The following is a 15,255-nucleotide window of genomic DNA, read 5'->3' as shown; positions in this document are numbered from 1 at the left end:
TTGCTGTGCAAAATCGATTCAGTACTCGATTTTTCCGCGCGCACCACCAATGTGCAGACCACGGCCCTGAACGCTTTATAGGCGGGCAGACGTGCAAACGCCATCGGCATGGCCGATGGCGTGGTGACCAAACAATCAGGAGTTCAATCGACCAGCGTGGCGAGCTTGGCGCGCACTTCGGCAGCGGTGCCCATTTGCAGCACTTCGTTGGCGAGCTTCACGCAATCGGCCTTGTTGAGCTTGCGCACCAGCGCCTTGATCGCCGGAATGGCCGGCACGCTGACCGAGAGCTCGTCCACGCCGATACCCAGCAGCACTGGCACGGCGAGCGGATCGGAAGCGATGCCACCGCACACGCCCACCCATTTGCCATGGGTGTGGGCACCCTTCACCGTCATGGCGATCAGCCGCAGCACGCCGGGATGCAGCGCATCCGCCTGCTTGGCGAGCTTGGGGTGGCCGCGGTCCATCGCCAGTGTGTACTGGGTCAGGTCGTTGGTGCCGATGGAGAAGAAATCGACCTCGCGGGCGAACAGCTCGCTCATCACGGCGGTGGATGGCACTTCCACCATGATGCCGACCTTGATATCGGCGGTAATGCCGAGCGCAGCACGTTCCTCGGCAATGACGGCCTTGGCTTCGCGCACTTCCTCGAGCGAGGCGATCATCGGGAACATCACGTGCAGCTTGGCATACGGCGCAGCGCGCAGGATGGCGCGCACCTGGGTGCGCAGGATCTCGGGCGCCGCCAAGCACAGCCGGATGCCGCGCACGCCGAGGAAGGGGTTTTCCTCAGCCGGCATCGGCAGATAGGGCAGCGGCTTGTCGCCGCCGACATCCAGCGTGCGGATCACCAGCGTGCGCTCGGTACCCAATGCCTTGGCGATATCGCTGTAGATCTGCGTCTGCTCCTGCTCACTCGGCGCATCGGTACGCTCGAGGTAGAGGAACTCGCTGCGCAGCAGGCCGACGCCTTCGCCGCCGAGCTCCACGCCTTGCTTGGCTTCGTCGAGACCACCGATATTGGCAACCACCTCGACCCGGGTGCCGTCGCGGGTGATGGCCGGATGCATGGCGCTCGCCAGCTCTTCAGCGCGCTTCTTGGCCAGCGCCGCCTGCTTGTCGCGGATCTGGGTGACCTCGACTTGGCTCGGGTTCTTGCGCAACGTGCCTTTGGTGCCATCGAGAATGACCGGCGTGCCGTTGGCCAGCTGCAATACGGCTTCCTCGATGCCGCAGATCGCCGGAATGTTCAGCGAGCGCGCCAGGATGGCCACGTGGCTGGTGGCACCGCCGCCGGTGGTGGCAAAGCCCAGCACCTTGGTGCGATCGAGGCTGGCGGTGTCGGACGGCGTCAGTTCCTCGGCAATCAGGATGGCGTTCTCGGGCACGATGAGTTCGGCTTCCTTCACGCCAGCCAACAGGCGCAGCACACGGCGGCCCACGTCACGGATGTCGTTGGCGCGGCCAGCCAGTACTTCGTTCTGCAGCTTGGCCAGCTTGTCGGCATAGGTGGTGAAGGCAGAGCGCCAGGCAAAGCCGGCGCTCTTGCCGTTGGTGATGCCGGAGATCGCGATATCGAGCAGATCCGGATCCGCCAGCAGTTCCTGGTGCGCCGCGAAGATCTCGGCCTTGGATTCGTCCTCGATCTCGGCCTTCAGCGCCTCGAGCTGCTGGCGCGCTTCCTTCAGCGCATCGTCAAGGCGACGGCGCTCGACCTGGGCGTTGTCGCCCTGTTCGCGCACCTCGATCACATCCTGCTTCACCTGGAAGATCTGGCCAACAGCCAGGCCCGGCGATGCGGAAACACCGGCAAGCACGTTCGGATCGGTGGAATGCGGCTTTTTCGCCACCGGCTTCATCACCGGCTTGGGCGCCGGCGCCGGTACGCCAGGACCGCAGTCTTCGCCACAGCCGGAGCGGATCAGCTCGGCCAGTGCCTTGATCGCAGCCTGGGCATCGGAGCCGGTTGCCTTCACCCGGACCTCGTCTCCGTGCTTCACCTCAAGGCCCATGATGGACACGACCGACTTGGCATTGCCTTCATCGTTGCCACGCACCAGCTTCACGTCGCTCTTGTAGGTCTTGGCTGAATTGGCGAGCACGGCGGCGGGGCGGGCATGCAGGCCAGTGGGATTGGGTACCTTCACCGGCTCGGAGAGCGCAGCATCGCTCGTGGCTGCCGGGGCCGGTGCAGCCAGGTCGACCAATTCCAGTGTCAGCGCCGGCGTAAGGCCGGCGCGGGCGAAACCATTAGCCGGCAGGTAGGCGGCGATCTTGTCGCCATTGGTGATCACCATCTCGGTGAGGATGCTCTTTCCAGCCTTCATGATGAATTCGGAATTGAACTCGATCAGCGGCTGGCCGGTACGGACGTTGTCGCCTTCCTTCACCAGCGCCTTGAAACCCTCGCCTTTGAGCATGACGGTATCCAGGCCGATGTGCAGCAGCACCTCCACGCCTTCGGTCGTCGTCAGCGTCACTGCGTGGTGCGACGAATGCAGCTGGGTGACTCGGCCGTTGGCTGGCGCAACCAGCACATTGGACGTCGGATCGATCGAGACGCCGTCGCCAACCATCTTCTGCGCAAACACCGGATCGGGCACGGTCTCGATAGGGACGATCAAGCCGGTGAGAGGAGCAAGCAGTTCAATGCGCTGGTTGGACATAAACGGACCTCGAAAGACGGGAATATCGGTTGGGGCTAAATCAGCATTTGCCGATCAGTTTAGAGGGAGCCCTCACCGCGAGCTGTGAATTTTTCCAAGTTGTCATGATAAACCGCGCAAACTTTGACGTAAGTCGGATCGATACCCGATGGGCAAGCCGGAAAAAACCGTTCAGCGGGGTGACCGCAAGATTCGCGTAGGAGTGATGACGAGATCAAGCCGAAGATCCCAAGGTTCCACCGGCAGCGCATCGAGCTGCTGTTCATCGAAGGCGAGCCCCACCAACAACGGTTTGCGCCAATTCAAGCGATGGCGGCGGAAGTGGAAGGTGCTGTCGTAGTAGCCACCGCCCTGGCCAAGCCGTGCAAGCTGCGCGTCGAACCCCAGCAGCGGCACGAACACCACGTCAAGCCGGCGAGGTGCAAGCACTTCGACATGCGTTGCTTCGGGAATGTCGTATGCGCCGAGCCGCCATTCCGATGCATGATCGAAACGTACGAAATCCATGCGCCGTCCACGGCGCGGTACTCGTGGTAGATAGACCTGGCAGCCGCGATGCAGCGCCCGCAACAACAAGGGCCAGACGGAAAGCTCGCTGCCAGTGGCCACATAGCCCGCGATCTTGCGTGCCGGACGCAGCAATCCGATAGCCTGCTTTGCAACGGCCAGCGCTGCAGCACGGTGCTGCGCAGGCGACAACGCGGCACGTCGGGCGCGCAGTGCGCGCCGCAGCTGGATCTTGTCGGGAAAGGGGAGGGAGGAGCTCAAGGCAGAGGGGGCTTCCCGCGAGTGCCGTCCGGTCCGGCATCCTGAACCCAAAGGGCTCAAGTCGTTGCCAACTCGCCGCCATCAGGTACGTTCGACTAGGGAACGCGCGCAACAGGAAGCTGTTATTGCTGGCAACTGATGCTGTACTTATCGGTTCAAGGAATTTATGAACCGGACAAACACCGCAGGAAAGCAATCGTGGCGCGATGCGTGCTGATCAGAACAACTGCCCCTGATCCTGCAGCGCCGCATCGAGCGTTGCATTCATGGCCTCGATTCTACGCCGATAGCCTCCGATGTCAAAACCGCCGACTTCCATGTGCAAGTATTCGTGGGCGATGTTGAGTGCGGCCATGATGGCGATCTTCTCGATACCGATCACTTTGCCGCCGTCACGGATCTCGTGCATCTTGCCATCGAGCATCTGCACAGCCTGCAGCAGCGTGGCCTCTTCGTCCACCGGGCAGGCGACGCGGAATTCACGACCCATGATGGTCACATCGAGTTGCTTGATGTCGTTCACGGCTGGTCCTCCTCGTCACCGTCTTCCGGCAGTCGGGCCAGGATGGCGGCCACCTTGGTCTTGGCGCCATCAACCTTGGCTGCGAGCTGCTGATTGTGTTGCTCGAGCGCCAGCACCTCCTGGCGCAGGCCGTGGTTGTCGGCCTTCAGCCGGTCACAAAGGGCCACCAGCTGCCTGATCTTGTCGGCAAGGCTTTCGAGTTCGGCATCCATGTTCGAATCTCCTGGTCGAGCGACGATTCTAGGGCAATTTGCCACCGCGCGCCGTGTCGACCCAGCTGCACAGTTGCGCCATTGCGCCGACAAAGCGTGGACCCGGTCGCACCAAGGCATCGCCTTGCAGCGGAAACACTCTGCGGTTAACTACCGCCGGCACAGCCGGGAAACGCTGCCAGCGCCCCAGCAGGCTCTGGTCACCATCAACCAGAATCACATCTGGGCGGAACTGCAGCACGGTTTCCAGACTGGCTAGCGGCACCATGGCCGCATCATCACCATAAGGCGTGGTAGCACCGCAATCGACCAGCGCCCGCCCAAGAAATGCTTTCTTCGACACCGTGTACATCGGCTGATCGCCAAGCTGCAGGAACACCCGCACCTTGCGCAGGCCAGCATAGCGCTGCTGCAGGCCTGCCAGGCTGCGGCGCTGCGCATCGGCAAGTACCTGGCCCCGTTGTGGCTGACCGAGCAGGCTACCCAAGCGTTCCAGATTGCTCGCAATCGCTTCGACCGTATCCGGCCGGCTGTTGAACACTTCGATCCCGAGCTCGCGCAGCCGTCGCGTCGCTGCGTCGTTGGCCTCGCCTTCCCAACTGATCACCAGATCAGGCTTGAGCGATACGATGCCCTCGATGTTCAGCGCTGCGTAGTCACCCACTCGCGGCAGCTTGGTAACCGCTGGCGGATAGTTGCTGAAGCGATCCACAGCGACCAACGCGTGCGGTGCGATCGCGGCAACCAGCTCGGTAGCATGCGGCGTCAGCGTGATGACGCGCTTCGCAGGTTGTCGCAGCGTGACCGTCGCACCAGCATCATCACGCACTGTGACTGACGCACTTGCGGTGCTCAACCACAATAGTGCCGCAACGCACAGCCATTTCACGATACGTCGTCGCCCGGCGATGGTTCGACCAGTTGATCGACTTGCGTCAGTAGCACCACATCATCCGGCGTTTCCAGCGTGATACGGCCCAGCGTGCCATTGCGGAATTCGGTGAGGATCAGCTCAGCGGTCTTCTGCATGTCGATACGCCCACCGCCAATCACCGCACCACGCTTGCGGCCGATCAGTTCCATCAGCTTCTCGGGTGGCGCTTCGATGTTGTCGAGCTTGTACCGGGTTTGCAGCAGCGCAGGATAGCGTTCAACGAGGGTTTCGACGGCGAACAGCGCGACGTCCTCATCGTCGTAAGCGTTTCGGCCGATCGAACCACCCAGCGCGATGCGATAACCACAGGCTTCAACTTCGATCTTGGGCCACATCAGGCCAGGTGTGTCGTAGAAGATGGTGCCACCCACCGTCTCCACGCGCTGCTGCGACTTGGTCACGCCAGGCGTATCCGCCACATTGGCGATGCGCCGGCCCATCAGCGCGTTCACCAAGGTCGACTTGCCCACATTGGGGATGCCCATGATCATCGCTCGTAGCGGCTTCTCGGCCCCAGTGCGATGCGGCGCCAGCTCCTGGCACAGCTGCGGCAAACGCTTCACCTGCGCCTGCTTGTTGTCCTCGCCCATCAGGATGGCCAACGTGGCAGGCTGAGCACTGAACCAGTCCAGCCATATCTGGTTCAAACGCGGGTCGGCCAGATCTGCCTTGTTGAGTATCTTGAGCGCAGGGCGCTGCCGATGCCTGCGTAGCTGCTCGATCATCGGGTTGGTACTGGACCATGGCAGACGGGCGTCGACGATCTCGATCACCACATCGACCTTGGCCATGGTCTCTGCCACCTGCTTGCGAGCGGCGTTCATGTGACCGGGGAACCACTGGATGACCATAGCTGGCGTACCACACTCGGTTTATACGGCTTGGCAGTATAGCCGAGCGAGTGATCAAGGACTTACACACAAGCACTTCTGTGGATAAAGTCAGCGGAGCTGCGGATAAGGCAAGTATGACAAGCTACTTCAAAATGCTCACCAAACTATCCACAAGACATCTAGGCTGGATAGGAACAGGCAAAAATCGTTGCAAGTAGTTGAATACACTGATAAATTTCAGTTACCCACAGAAATCCGCGCCCTTTATTATCTGTTCTTACTTTTTCTATTCCTATATTGTTGATTCACGTTATCTGTAATCTCACCACAGAACACCTCATGCAACGTTTCTTCATCCGATCAGCATTCATCGTTTTTCTTACAGTAGTTGTTTTTTTCATATTTCTTGAACGAGAACAACAAGCACCACAAATCAGCTGGACTAATCTGGAAGGGAAAAAACAATCCTTGCAAGAACTGAGAGGTCAAGTGGTGCTAGTGAATTTCTGGGCTACAACTTGCACAGGTTGCATCGCTGAAATGCCAAAATTGATAAAAATACAAAATGAATTTGCAAAGGATGGTTATCAAACAGTAGCTGTAGCAATGCAGTACGATAATCCAGAACAAATAAGAAAATATATTGCACAACAAGCGCTACCCTTCAATGTGACGCATGATAGAAACAATGATATTTCCAGGGCTTTTGGGGAAGTACAACTAACTCCAACATCCTATTTAATAGGAAAAAAAGGCACCATCGTTAGAAAATATATCGGAGAACCAGAATTTAAAGAATTTCGCGAAACCGTTCAAAAGGAGTTGCTAAAATACTAAATGAATTCTACAAAAAAAACCCTTCTTCTCGGATCAGTATGGTCTATCTGTTTTCATTTATTTATTTTTCTTTTTTTTTTAAATGCAACGCCCAATAGTAATAAAAAAAATCCTTCGGAAATTTTATTAAAAATTTCCCTTGAGCGTAAGGAAAAATTAAATAGCATTTATTCCAGCAGACATCAAGAAATCTTAAAAAAGCCTTCAGAAAAAAAACAATTCGCTACTCAATCAGCTTGGCCAGAAAAACCTGACTGGCTATTTTCACCTATCGAAAAAAATGCACAAAAAAAAGTAGAGAGCGTTGAAGCAGCAAATCCTTTTAAGCCGATTGATATTGAATTAGATGTTGATCCCACGTTACGAGGCACAGTGCTGGAGATTGAATTGCTGATAGATCAGAACGGCATTGTCAAACAAGTATCCATAATTCAATCTCTCCTTTCCGAAGCAGAAACTAGGAGAGTAGTTCAGATATTGTATGAAACTTACTTTGTGCCAGCCATGAAGAATGGAGGCGCCATCGAAAGCAGCCAACGGATAAAATTCAGTGTATAAAAATCCCAATAAAATGGTATTTATTTCCAAGTTGTTTCATTAGTGCCTATTGAACCGTCATGGTCTTTATCCCATTCTCTCAAGCCAGTATTGCTAAGCGTAATATAATCCTTGTTTTGCCCATACCGTTGCTGAGACCCAATTGGGTTTGCTCTTAGTTTAAAAGACTCTGCATCACAAGATTGTATCGTGATTTCGTAATATTTAGTCGAACCATCAATAGGTGCGTTCGCGATAGGAGCATCCATTGGACAAGTATCGGCGGCATTTTCAAGATAACTATTCTTAATTGTGTACCTGCGCTCTAGCATTTGTGCGTTTTGCAGCAACACGGCTTGGGCATCACCTTTTCGGGTTCTGTATATATATTCAGAATATGAAGGAATCGCTATTGCAGCCAAAATACCGATTACTGCAACAACAATCATTAATTCGATCAGCGTGAATCCACGTAATTTCATATTCATTCCCCTGTTAGAAAAGCCTCCGTTGATGGAGGCTTTTTTCATTTTACTGGATCACTTCCCGCCAATTGACTGGGGTTACTGTTCTGGAAACATTAATCTTCGTGCATTTCTCGGTTGTGCAATCTTTTTTACCGCCGCTATTACAAATGCCACCATAACAACGGCCACCATCGTGACTGTCACCGATCCCACCACCTGTATCGACATTTCCACCTTCTCCAGTACCGCTACCACGACCTAAAGTAACCGAGCCATTAGGCTGAAAAACTTGCGTGGTATAGCCGATATTTGGCAAATTCACTGTTTTGCCGGAGTTATTCACAATGGTAAAACGGGAACGAGATTGGCCAGTTGCTGTACCATAATCCAACACAAGGGTGGTCATGCTACCGTTTATTGTGCATTGGTCAGTAGCCTGATCAAGATTCATAACATTGAACACCATCAGTGTCTTCCCTATACGTCGTGGGCTACCTACTGCGCGTGTTCCCTGACCAATGACATTGTTCCGGTCGACCATATTCATGTACCAACCTTGGTACTTTTTCCAATCCATTTCACATATTTTAGCTGCACCATTTTTATCTTTGCAATTCGGATCTGCCTTCATAGTCACAAAGCCAGATACGTCATTCAAAGCGACCTGATCTTTCCCATCTTTTCCCGAATTATAGCTATCTACGTCACTCTGGGTCATATAACCATAAGTCCGTTTAAGCAGTTCTGATTTCGAGATGGCATTCCCTTGATCTCGTAATCCATAAATTGTATTGGCGCTGTCTTCATCGGTGCATGTATTGTTCTTGTCGCAGTCACCCATGAATTTTCCAGTACCGAAGAAAACATAGATATCGTCTTTTGGTGTGGTGCCGTCTTCAACGGTACCTGCGGCAATGCATCCTGCTTCGGGGTGAACTCCTACACCAGGAAAATTAGCGATCGCTTGGCGTTTATCATTGGGGCCCGTTGCAGTGAAAATTGGTTTTGGCTGTCCGCTTGAATTGGTCAATGCAAATTTCCATTCTGCGGGCTTCGCACTACGCATATCAAATTTCCAAACATTTCCAAAGAGATCCCCTGCATAAAGCAGATCCACCTTTTGGTCACCACTACCGTCGCAATGCCATGCACTTTCAAGGCTGACGAAGTTCACTGCCGACATCCCATTCTTGTCCGTAGGCGAACCGACATTGGTGTCGAACTTCAAGTATTTTCCTGTCCAATTTTTGGGCGATTTGCTAGGGCCGGACATTTCAAGCAAAAACAATACCGCGTGGCCATTGTTGCTATTAACGCCATTGCCTGTAATGGCATACCATTTATTGTCATTTGCTTGCACCATGATGGCGGAACTGAGTTGATAGCCCATATCCGCATCGTCGGTTGAAGAAAATTCCCAAAGAACGTTAGAAGCACTTGCTTCAGTAACCTCCTCGGGTCGTGTTACATCTAGTGCAAACAACCCTTTTCCACCGAATCCTAGGGTGCTTACTAGCGCTGTTTTATAGTTGCCAGTGGATATTTCAACGTCATTCACGGTGATTTGGCCGTTTACATAGTACTCATGTTGATAAGAAGAGCTCATTAGCTTCGAAAGCTTTGGATAAACGATGCCTGGCACATAAGCAAAGCGTTCCTTGCCACGATCCGCCGTATCGTTTTTGGCTGCATTCATTGCATGCAACATTCCGTCGTTGGCACCCGCATAGAGCGTAATCCCACGGCCAATGATGTTCTGCACATGAGTTTTGTACCCTGCATCGGTCCTATAGCCAGGAATGGGTTGGTTTACGTAATAAGGGGCAGTATCAAGAATGTCACCATAATAATTGCTTTGTCCCCCAATTCGTTGTCTGACACGGAAATCACTACTAGCAGTTCCTTCTTTTGCACTACTGCCGCGCAGATAATCGAGTCGGTCCGCTGCTAATGAATCAACCGTACCGGTCGCTGATGTATTCAAATTTGCCCATTGAGCCGTTGCAGTTGCAACGCTACTGCTTCGAAAAGCCAAGCCCGTTCCGGTTGAATTGTTATGCGTCAAAATTTTCCGTACACCAGGTTGAATCAAATTATCCTTGCTACTCCAAACGAGCGAACCAAGCCCGGTGTCATTAGTATTGTTATTAAATGCGGAGATTTCGCCTGACCATTTGTCCACAACATAGGAGGCACGATATAGGATCAGATCTTCAGCTTCAGTGCTGGTGCTGCCGCCAGAAGCACCAATCTGCGCAGTTGCCCGAGCAGTTGCATCTATCTTGGCAAATGCCTTACCTAATTGTTCCTCAAGTTTCAGGGGATTAACCACTAAAAAATAATTGTCCGGTGTACCATCCCCGTCTGCATCCCATTCAGCGCTGTCATCAAGTTTGTTCAAATTAACGCTATTATCGGCATCGTTATCAATAAAACCACCGTACTTCGCTACATACCAGAGAGGGGATTTCAGATCTTTTGTGGCAGCCATATCCACCGGTGTAAATGTACGGCTGTCTGCTAATGGCAAAGCTTGATTAGTTGTATTTGGAGTATCCATCCAGAAATCAACATCTGCAGCTGGATCAGTTCCTGTGTGTTGGCATGGATTACCAGTTCCTAAAGAAGGATTTGCTGTATCACAATCACGTACCACTAGATAAATGCCATCAGAGGAACCTGTTCCTGATAATACATAACCCATATGCTGAATGATGCCGCCGGAAGCATATCGTGATTTAACATCCACTTTTACCTTGTTTGTCGCATCCAGCGTCACTTCGTATTCTGCAATTGCGTCCATGTCATGGTCGCCACCATACTCGACGTCTTCGAAATTAATCCGAAATTTATAATATGGTTTTCCTGCTATACGGCCTGTTACTGATTGCCCAGCCTGATCGTACGGAAATCCTGGCATGTTCAAAATTGTATCGACGTAGAAGTCAACAATTTGATTTACAGGTTGATAAGCACCCGTTGGCGTAATACCTGATCCGTTTACAGATTTGGCAAAAGGAATGATAGTTACGCGTTTTTCCGAATTTGGAATAGGTACTTCTATTTTTGGCAGTGGTGATGCCAATGCAACTGAAAACGTAGATACCGCTTGAGTGCCAGCAGCCGGATTAATATCATTTGTACGTGCGAAATTAGCAATTATCGGGGAAGAGAAGCTTCCCTTTTTCCCCGGTTCTTCAGCAAGGCCCGTTATGTTCCAAAATGAATTGACAGATTTACGCGTTGGCGCATCTTTATTTGCTGTGGGGCATGCTGCTTGATTGTCTGGGCTGCAAACGTTACCTACAACTACATCAGCCGCTCCTTTAAATTCTTCGTTCCATAAATCTGAACCGATACTAGCTAAATTAATTGACTTCCCATTCAAAGAAGGGCTGGATAAATTATCGCCATCCCAAGACGGATTAATATCCGCAATTAATGTTGCAAATGGTTTGGAACACACATTGTTCCCACTAGTGCTCCCGTATGGGTCTTTCCATGATGTTACGCGCGGTAATCCAAGGGTGTCGCCAACGGCATCAGAAGAAAATGTTGATGTCGCTGTTGACGCTCCAGAGAAATAGCGCATAGTTTCATACAACATCTCTCCAACCGGATTTCCCCAAGGTTCACAGTTTCCATTGGTTAGCGGTGTACTTGCGAAATTCCAGGAACATTTGTAGATGTATTCCGACGAACCCCATGGGGTTGAATACTTTCCAAATCCTACAATGCGCAACGCATTAAGTGACTTTACAATACCATCTACGTTCGTAAATTGCCCAGTTTCGCTATTGATCTCTGTATTGAATTTTCCAATTTCCTTACGAAGGATCCCACCACGTAGATTGTTGCTATAGCTTCCGGTCAATAAGCCGAAACGCATATTGTCGCTATCACCATACTGCTGCAACAAGCCTGTAGGTTTATAGATACTTCCATATCGTTTGCAATTCGATTCTAGACCTATGCTCGAATCGCAAACTTTTACACGAACTGTCATGTCGACCGGTACAGGGCTAATGCTGGTACTGCCCAAACTTGTTCCTGCAACAGGACCTTCCCGGCTTACCCAGTCCCAGATCCTAACACTTTGATTGGTCGTATAACGGAGCAAAGGCGGATTTCCATAACCGCCATACGTTGAATCGTATACGGTCGTATTAGCAAATAAATGCCTACGACCTGAATTAGGTTGCGCAAGCGGGGTATAGTCACTTATTTTGTAACCATCTGCTGATTCGGTAAAATACTCTTTGCCCCAAGAATGAGCATCTTGAGGGATATAAGCGCGCTCGAGAATAGTAGCTGTGGTGCTATCGGTAGAGCGAGTACCACCGTATAGCACCTTTCGAATGGCGTCTATTCGGGACATGGTGAGATAATTCAGAAAGTCGCCGCTCCAACGCCCGCCACTTACGGTTGAACATTTCTTGTTCGAAGTAGTGGCAACTGGTTCAAACTGATTGTTTGCGTATCTGTAGCATTTATATGAATCGAAATAGCCGTAATAGTCGATCTTAAAATTACCACGCTGAGCCACCGTTTGCCCGGGCTTCAGCATCCATCCTTTGTAACCTACATCGACATAGCCATCTCCATCTAGATCGGAAGCATCGTTATATGCTTCGTACCAAAGCTTGTGATCACGCCCTAGTACAAGCATATTCAGCGGAGGGGCACTGCTCAGCGTTTGCAACGGTCTATAAGGATCGCGGCTATCTTGTTGAATTACCGCAGCAATACCAGTTAATGAGGTGGCAGTAACAATGACGCCTAGCGTTAGGTAGCTTGCATTCTTCATGTTGGTGTTCCTCAGCTATCACATGCTTTGACGACGGAACGAAGGATGGATCCACTGGACGCATTCCCTCCTTTGCCAAAAGCGGTAATTTCGTAAAAAGCGCAGCTTCCGCTACTGTTTAATTCTTTAATAATATATCTGGGCTGCTGGCTAGATGCCCCGGGAAAGCTAATGGCTTTACTAGCGCCGCTAGTATTACAACTATCGTTTACTGCACAACTTTTATTTAAATTGCTGTTGCTGATCCAGTTCTCTGGATTATTAAAAATACTAATATCTGTGTCTTTGCCACATAAACCTGATATGCAGCTATTAGTACTCGGAATAGTGGGGATATCTACGAGCGTGCCTCGGGCCTGTTGCAATGCGAACTCTGCCGCCTGAAAGGCTTGGCTATAATTACGATTATTGCCAGCAACGCGTTCGTATATGGTGGCAGATCGTACGGCATATACAACGACCAAAGTCAACACCAGCATGAACATGATGCTGGTAATCAAAACAAAGCCGGATTGGCGCGATGGATACATGAGGAGGCCTACTTATATCGGTTGCGCAACTGCACAGTGGTGATAAAGGTACGGTAGAGTTTTTTATCAGTGGCAGTTTGGGAGTCTCCGTCGCAGTCTTGATAGCTCATGGATTCTGGCGCGAGATTGTCTGATTGCGAACTCAATACAATGCAAACCCGCGCTGCATAGACTTGTGCCCAATTGGTAACGTCATCTGCAACTGCATATTCATCTGCAATCTGGTTGCTGTCGTTGTCGACGCCGAAGATCACAGCGTAGTCGACTACGTTTGAAGTGATGACTCGCTCTGCTGTACCGTCGGATACGGCACACTTCAATTCGCTTCCATCTTGGAACAGTTTGTAGCTGTAAATACTATTTTGACTTCCTGCGGCATTCAGCGATGGATAGCTACTGTCGTTGCTTTCATCGCAGCGCAGAATACTGCCGTCGGGGTCTCCACTGAAACGAACAAACAATTCGCCACCTGAATCCATCAAACTTTGGCCTGCAGCAAATGGTGTGGAAGCGGGGAATGCCGCTTCTTGCGTCGCGGTGCCCAGCGTCCCTGACCAACTGCGATAACCTGCTTGGCTCAACATTCGACGATAAAGCCCCAGAGCATAGTTTCCTTCATCACTGATGCGGCTCTGCGCATTTTGCAGACGGAATGATTGCTTGGTTTGTAGGTAAACTGATGCAATTGCAAATGCAAGAAGCAGGGCGAGGGTAAGGCCGATCATGAGCTCGATGATGGTAAAGCCTTTAATGCGGCGCATGATTTCGATCCTGGTCTTTATATAGGTGTGGCGAAGTATTGGAGGACACCACTGGAAAGGCCACCGTTGCCGCTGCTAATCTCCTGCTCTTGCCACCAAACTTTGATGACATATGGCGCTGTTGCATATAAAGCTGCGTTGGTGGCTAAGCAGCCTGTTTTGGTGACGAAGTCATTTGCTGCAGGGTTTAAAATCGGCTGCCCGCCGCTACCAGGATCATCGGTCAGATCATTGTCGCGGCAAATAATGGCACCACCATTTGTACCGACTGGCAGTGATGTTTTAACCAGCTGCATCCAATTTTCTAAGTCGTCCTTGGCTAAATCACTTCCAGCAGTGCCATTCGGTACAGTGTAGCCGCTCATCCAATTGCAGCTAATGGCACCAGCGTTTTCGCTGCATGAAAGACGACCATAGTCAGGAGCAAAAGGAATGGGCTTGTTTTCCTCATCAGTGGCTGGTGCATTGCCTTCGCCGATATTTTGCTTTGGTGAACGATTAGCCCTGATTCGGTCAGCCATATCGTTGGCGAGGTCGCTTGCAACTGAACGCCAGTAGGCGCTTTGGCCGCTTTTGAGCGAATAGACCTGCAAGCTGGCCAAGCCGAGTATGCCGATAGCCAGAATAGCCAGCGAAACTAGCACTTCAATCAGGATGATGCCGCTTGTCTTGTGCATGATCGCTACTCAGGTGCAGGCACTGCCAATGGTCCGATTGACACGACTGGTCTTGTCCAGTGTTACCACGCGACTACGTTGACCACTGGTGCAAAACGTAAAACTTACATCCTTACTGGCCTGATTCAGCACCGAGCGGAAACGGACATTCGTGAGCGTCGTATCGCTCGGCGCGATAGAACCGACCTTTTCCACAACGTTGACCACTCGCAGGATTTCGTCGCCGGTGCTGAAAGTATTGTCGGCATCCTTGTCGACGAATACCAGCCAGCCGGTCTTCCAATCCGGCGAGCTGGTAACACAGCTTGCGGAGGTTGCGGCTGGATCCGAGCTATTGCACAGCATCACGCGAGCATTGCGTTTGATCGCTTCAGTACGCGCCAGCATCATGCTGGTGAGCATTTCTTCGGAAGCGCTAGCGAGCCTGCTGTCCTGCATCATGTTGCGTAGCGAAGGTGCAGCGATGCTCAGGATGATGCTGATCAGCGCGATCACGATCATGGCTTCGATGAGTGTGAAACCAGTTTGGCGCATGGCGCCTCCTTTCGCTTTTTGGCATCAGTATGTGCTAATACTATCGACGGCTCAAAACAGCGAAGGCAAGCGATCCTGACAAGCGTGAGGGGATGGCAAGCGAGTGGTAGGAACGCCGCTCGTCCAAGGCAGGATCGCGTGAGTCCCTATAGTTTTTCCTGTAGGG

The 15,255-nt window shown here is 51.9% G+C and carries 14 protein-coding genes and 1 other RNA gene; 2 read left to right on the top strand and 13 right to left on the bottom strand.

The window, feature by feature from the left end:
- Positions 1 to 143 precede the first annotated feature (143 nt).
- The 7 genes from ptsP to ylqF all read right to left on the bottom strand — a co-directional run bounded on the left by ptsP (position 144) and on the right by ylqF (position 5,957).
- Positions 144 to 2,669, bottom strand: a complete 2,526-nt coding sequence (gene ptsP / locus FLM21_RS01260) for a phosphoenolpyruvate--protein phosphotransferase (RefSeq protein ID WP_148713825.1) — start codon at positions 2,667 to 2,669, stop codon at positions 144 to 146.
- Positions 2,670 to 2,840: 171 nt separating this feature from the next.
- Entirely contained in the window at positions 2,841 to 3,437 is a 597-nt protein-coding gene (locus FLM21_RS01255; protein WP_148713824.1) for a 5-formyltetrahydrofolate cyclo-ligase, read from the bottom strand.
- 8 nt (positions 3,438 to 3,445) lie between these two features.
- Positions 3,446 to 3,631, bottom strand: a non-coding RNA gene (ssrS, locus tag FLM21_RS21740) — 6S RNA.
- A gap of 23 nt (positions 3,632 to 3,654) precedes the next feature.
- Entirely contained in the window at positions 3,655 to 3,960 is a 306-nt protein-coding gene (locus tag FLM21_RS01250; RefSeq protein ID WP_148713823.1) for a cell division protein ZapA, read from the bottom strand.
- A complete protein-coding gene (locus FLM21_RS01245; protein ID WP_148713822.1) occupies positions 3,957 to 4,172 on the bottom strand; it encodes a coiled-coil domain-containing protein in 216 nt (71 codons plus the stop codon). The genes FLM21_RS01250 and FLM21_RS01245 overlap by 4 nt, the downstream gene beginning before the upstream one ends.
- A 28-nt stretch (positions 4,173 to 4,200) precedes the next feature.
- On the bottom strand, positions 4,201 to 5,028 hold the full coding sequence (locus FLM21_RS01240; protein ID WP_187360040.1) for a helical backbone metal receptor: 828 nt from the start codon (positions 5,026 to 5,028) through the stop codon (positions 4,201 to 4,203).
- Positions 5,029 to 5,057: 29 nt separating this feature from the next.
- Positions 5,058 to 5,957 carry a ribosome biogenesis GTPase YlqF gene (ylqF, locus tag FLM21_RS01235; RefSeq protein ID WP_148713820.1) on the bottom strand — a complete coding sequence of 300 codons (900 nt, stop codon included), beginning with the start codon at positions 5,955 to 5,957 and terminating at the stop codon, positions 5,058 to 5,060.
- 321 nt (positions 5,958 to 6,278) lie between these two features.
- Between ylqF and FLM21_RS01230 the strand changes: the two genes are divergently transcribed.
- Together FLM21_RS01230 and FLM21_RS01225 are read left to right on the top strand one after the other, a co-directional pair.
- Positions 6,279 to 6,776 (top strand): peroxiredoxin family protein, encoded by a 498-nt coding sequence (locus tag FLM21_RS01230; protein WP_148713819.1) that lies wholly within the window; start codon positions 6,279 to 6,281, stop codon positions 6,774 to 6,776.
- The gene (locus tag FLM21_RS01225; RefSeq protein WP_148713818.1) at positions 6,777 to 7,334 is read left to right on the top strand and encodes an energy transducer TonB; all 558 of its coding nucleotides are present in this window, start codon (positions 6,777 to 6,779) and stop codon (positions 7,332 to 7,334) included. It begins immediately after the preceding gene.
- A 20-nt stretch (positions 7,335 to 7,354) separates the two neighbouring features.
- Here FLM21_RS01225 and FLM21_RS21460 read toward each other — a convergent pair whose 3' ends face one another.
- Genes FLM21_RS21460 through FLM21_RS01195 form a run of 6 tightly spaced genes read right to left on the bottom strand, consistent with a single transcriptional unit; the run spans position 7,355 to position 15,089 of the window.
- Positions 7,355 to 7,843: a type IV pilin protein gene (locus FLM21_RS21460; RefSeq protein WP_281284960.1), complete on the bottom strand. Its 489-nt coding sequence runs from the start codon at positions 7,841 to 7,843 to the stop codon at positions 7,355 to 7,357.
- A 1-nt stretch (position 7,844) separates the two neighbouring features.
- Complete coding sequence (locus tag FLM21_RS01215; RefSeq protein WP_148713817.1) at positions 7,845 to 12,587, bottom strand: pilus assembly protein; 4,743 nt, start codon at positions 12,585 to 12,587, stop codon at positions 7,845 to 7,847.
- Positions 12,588 to 12,598: 11 nt separating this feature from the next.
- Positions 12,599 to 13,117, bottom strand: a complete 519-nt coding sequence (locus tag FLM21_RS01210) for a pilus assembly PilX family protein (RefSeq protein ID WP_148713816.1) — start codon at positions 13,115 to 13,117, stop codon at positions 12,599 to 12,601.
- Positions 13,118 to 13,125: 8 nt separating this feature from the next.
- Complete coding sequence (locus FLM21_RS01205; RefSeq protein ID WP_148717414.1) at positions 13,126 to 13,878, bottom strand: PilW family protein; 753 nt, start codon at positions 13,876 to 13,878, stop codon at positions 13,126 to 13,128.
- Positions 13,879 to 13,895: 17 nt separating this feature from the next.
- Positions 13,896 to 14,555: a type IV pilus modification protein PilV gene (gene pilV / locus FLM21_RS01200; RefSeq protein ID WP_148713815.1), complete on the bottom strand. Its 660-nt coding sequence runs from the start codon at positions 14,553 to 14,555 to the stop codon at positions 13,896 to 13,898.
- Positions 14,556 to 14,564: 9 nt separating this feature from the next.
- Positions 14,565 to 15,089 carry a GspH/FimT family pseudopilin gene (locus FLM21_RS01195; RefSeq protein ID WP_148717413.1) on the bottom strand — a complete coding sequence of 175 codons (525 nt, stop codon included), beginning with the start codon at positions 15,087 to 15,089 and terminating at the stop codon, positions 14,565 to 14,567.
- Between the last annotated feature and the right edge of the window lie 166 nt (positions 15,090 to 15,255).

It is taken from the genome of Chitinolyticbacter meiyuanensis, from assembly GCF_008033135.1.
In the GTDB taxonomy this organism is placed as follows: domain Bacteria; phylum Pseudomonadota; class Gammaproteobacteria; order Burkholderiales; family Chitinibacteraceae; genus Chitinolyticbacter; species Chitinolyticbacter meiyuanensis.
The sequence above is the reverse complement of the archived record's forward strand: the minus strand, read 5'-3'. Positions and strand labels throughout refer to the sequence as shown.